Origin of the sequence: Deinococcus humi (assembly GCF_014201875.1) — a bacterium.
Classification (GTDB): domain Bacteria; phylum Deinococcota; class Deinococci; order Deinococcales; family Deinococcaceae; genus Deinococcus; species Deinococcus humi.
Window position 1 is genome coordinate 1 of sequence record NZ_JACHFL010000053.1, and the last position, 2596, is coordinate 2596.

The following is a 2596-nucleotide window of genomic DNA, read 5'->3' on the forward strand; positions in this document are numbered from 1 at the left end:
ACCTGAAATTCAGGTCGCCTGCCTTCACATCCCCCCTCTGCTTAGTGAAAGCCAACAACTTGCCACAACTTCCCGCAGCAGGCCACGGACATGGCTCTCGCGCAACTCTTTCCCGAAAAATCTCTCCACGTTCGCGCCCCGCTATCTCACCTGTCATCGCGTAGCCCGGGGTCCGGACCACCGGAACCTACAGATCTTCACGGCGCTCGATATTGAAGGCCGTCTGAGCTAGGTGGCCTGGACCTTTACAATGTCACCATGCCCCCGAGCAAATACCGGAGTGTTCCGCAACTCCCGGTCCCGGAAGGACACAGCGGTTACGACGAGCTAAATCTGGGCCGTCTGGCCCTGATCAGCGGCCAGAAGACCGTCCCTGCCAACCTGCAGCGCTGGCAGAAGCAGGCTCTGACCCCGGACGGACGCCCGGTGATCATCACGTGCACCGTACCCGCAGATCAGGTGGTCCCGCACGGCCTGGATAACGATTTCATGGTTGGCCTGCTCAACCTGTGCTTCGAGGCCGGGCTGCCCGACGGTCCTTTCACCGTGTCGGCCTATGCATTGCTGAAGACCGCGGGACTGCCCGACACGGCGCAGTATTACCGGTCCCTCCAGGAGAGCCTGATCCGGCTCAACAAGGCCTCCTACACCATCGATGAGGGCTGGTACGCGAGCGGAACGCAGACCTGGACTACCCAGTCGTTCGCTCAGCTCAGTTATCTGTCTTACGTGCGCTCCAAAGCAGGCATCCGCGGCACCAGCGTGATTACAGTGCAGCTCGCGCCTCCCATCATGGAAAGCTTGCGAGCGGGCTACATCAAGCCGCTGGATGTGGAGTTCTACCGCTCGCTGAGTCAGCCGCTGGTGCGGGCAGTCTACCGGCAGCTCGACGCCCTGCATTTCGACGAGCGCACTGCCAACGGCCTGGTTCCGGAAATCAGCGCGCCATTGATGGCCTGGAGCAGCCGCCTGGGGCTGACCAGTGACCGGACGGATAACCTATCGCGGACCCTAGCACCCGCGCACAAAGAGCTGCTCGCGCGCCAGTACATCGTCGAGGCGGACATCACCGGACGAGGCCGCGACAAGATCGTCCGTTATGTATTCGGACCGCCTCCAGAGGGTCAGCATCCGCAACTCGCAGCGCTGCTCAGCGAGCGGGGAGTCAAGCAGGGTGTGGCCGTCCGCCTGTCGACGGTATTTCCAGAACGCATCGAAGAAGCCGCGCGCCGCTTCGACCACTACCTCAAGGTCAGCACCCGGCCTGTGGTCAACCGGGGTGGACTAATGGTAGCGATGGTGCAGCGGCCTGAGGATTTTGCCGACCTCCCCGCCACCACCGCCGCAAAAACCGCGCCGGCAGCACGCGCGAAAACCAGCAGACGTGAACAGCAGGACCTGGAAGCCAAGGATGCGAAGGACAGAGCGAGCATCGCGGCCCTGGAAGGTCAGGAGCTAGTGGACTGGGCGCTGCGGCAGCTCACGCTGATGGGCGTCCTCAAGCGGCTCCCGCTGCAACTGCGGGCTCCGCTGGGGGAGGCTCTCCATGCCAGAACGCTCGACGCCCGCCTGCTGGTCCAGCAGGCCACGCGCGCGCTGTCGGGTGGCTCCCCGGCCCTTGACGCCTTGCTTGAGGATCTTCAGGGCCATCTAAACGGCTCCCGTAGTTTCCGAGGGACCGAGCTGCATGCTTCTCCCGTAGTTTCTGAGTGAAGATCTCGGAGAAACCAGGCCCCAACACCGATTTCCACGTACGGATGGGCATCCCGTAGTTTCTGAGTGAGCTGGAGGCATTCCGCTGACTTGCCCCCGTAGTTTCCGAGGGGTTGACGGGCAGCCGCTTTCAGGGCATCCCGTAGTTTCCGAGGGAAAAATAGGGTATGTCTCCCGTAGTTTCTGAGGGATCGCCCGAAGACGGTCTGAGAGCGGTCCCGTAGTTTCCGAGGGAATACTGTCTGGCTGTCCGTAGTTTCCGAGGGAATGAATCGATTTTCTCCCGTAGTTTCTGAGGCTTCGGGAATAAAAACATGCGCCAGGACAGCGTCAGCGCGAGCCCTCTGATGATGATTTCATCATTCTTTTTATCTTTTAAATCACCAAAGAGAACAGCAAATCAGGGCAACGCACGTGATTGAACTGCGGAGGATCTCTTGACTTGGCGGGTTAAGAGATTCGCCAGTCAACCCCGTTGACTCTGCCTGACGAGAACACATACAGGCACGCAGCTTGGCTTCGTGGTTCCTGCCGCGGAGAAGCCTGAGATGACCTGGGCGCACTTAGGCGCACTGGCAAAATGTCTTTCGCCGCATGACAGGTCTTTTGGAGCATGACCACTGCCCAGCCAACAACGTCTTTCGGAGGCCAGAGGCTCCGGAACCTCTTTCTCTACACGTTCGCCTTATCGCCAGGGTAATCAAGTAGGAATGCGTAAGTGACTTTGCTTCAGCCGGGGCGACGAACGTCCCCGGTGCATCCACAGCGATGAAGTGCCCCGCTGCCACTCCGGCGCGCAGCACCCATCGCCACAAGTAGTGGCAAGTTGTTGGCTTTCACTAAGCAGAGGGGGATGTGAAGGCAGGCGCCCTGAAATTCAGGG

Annotated in this window: 1 protein-coding gene; it reads left to right on the forward strand. The window is 60.4% G+C overall.

Annotated features, from left to right (window positions below; all coding sequences use genetic code 11):
• Positions 1–258: 258 nt before the first annotated feature.
• A complete protein-coding gene (locus tag HNQ08_RS27005; RefSeq protein WP_184138555.1) occupies positions 259–1713 on the forward strand; it encodes a replication initiator protein A in 1455 nt (484 codons plus the stop codon).
• Positions 1714–2596 lie beyond the last annotated feature (883 nt).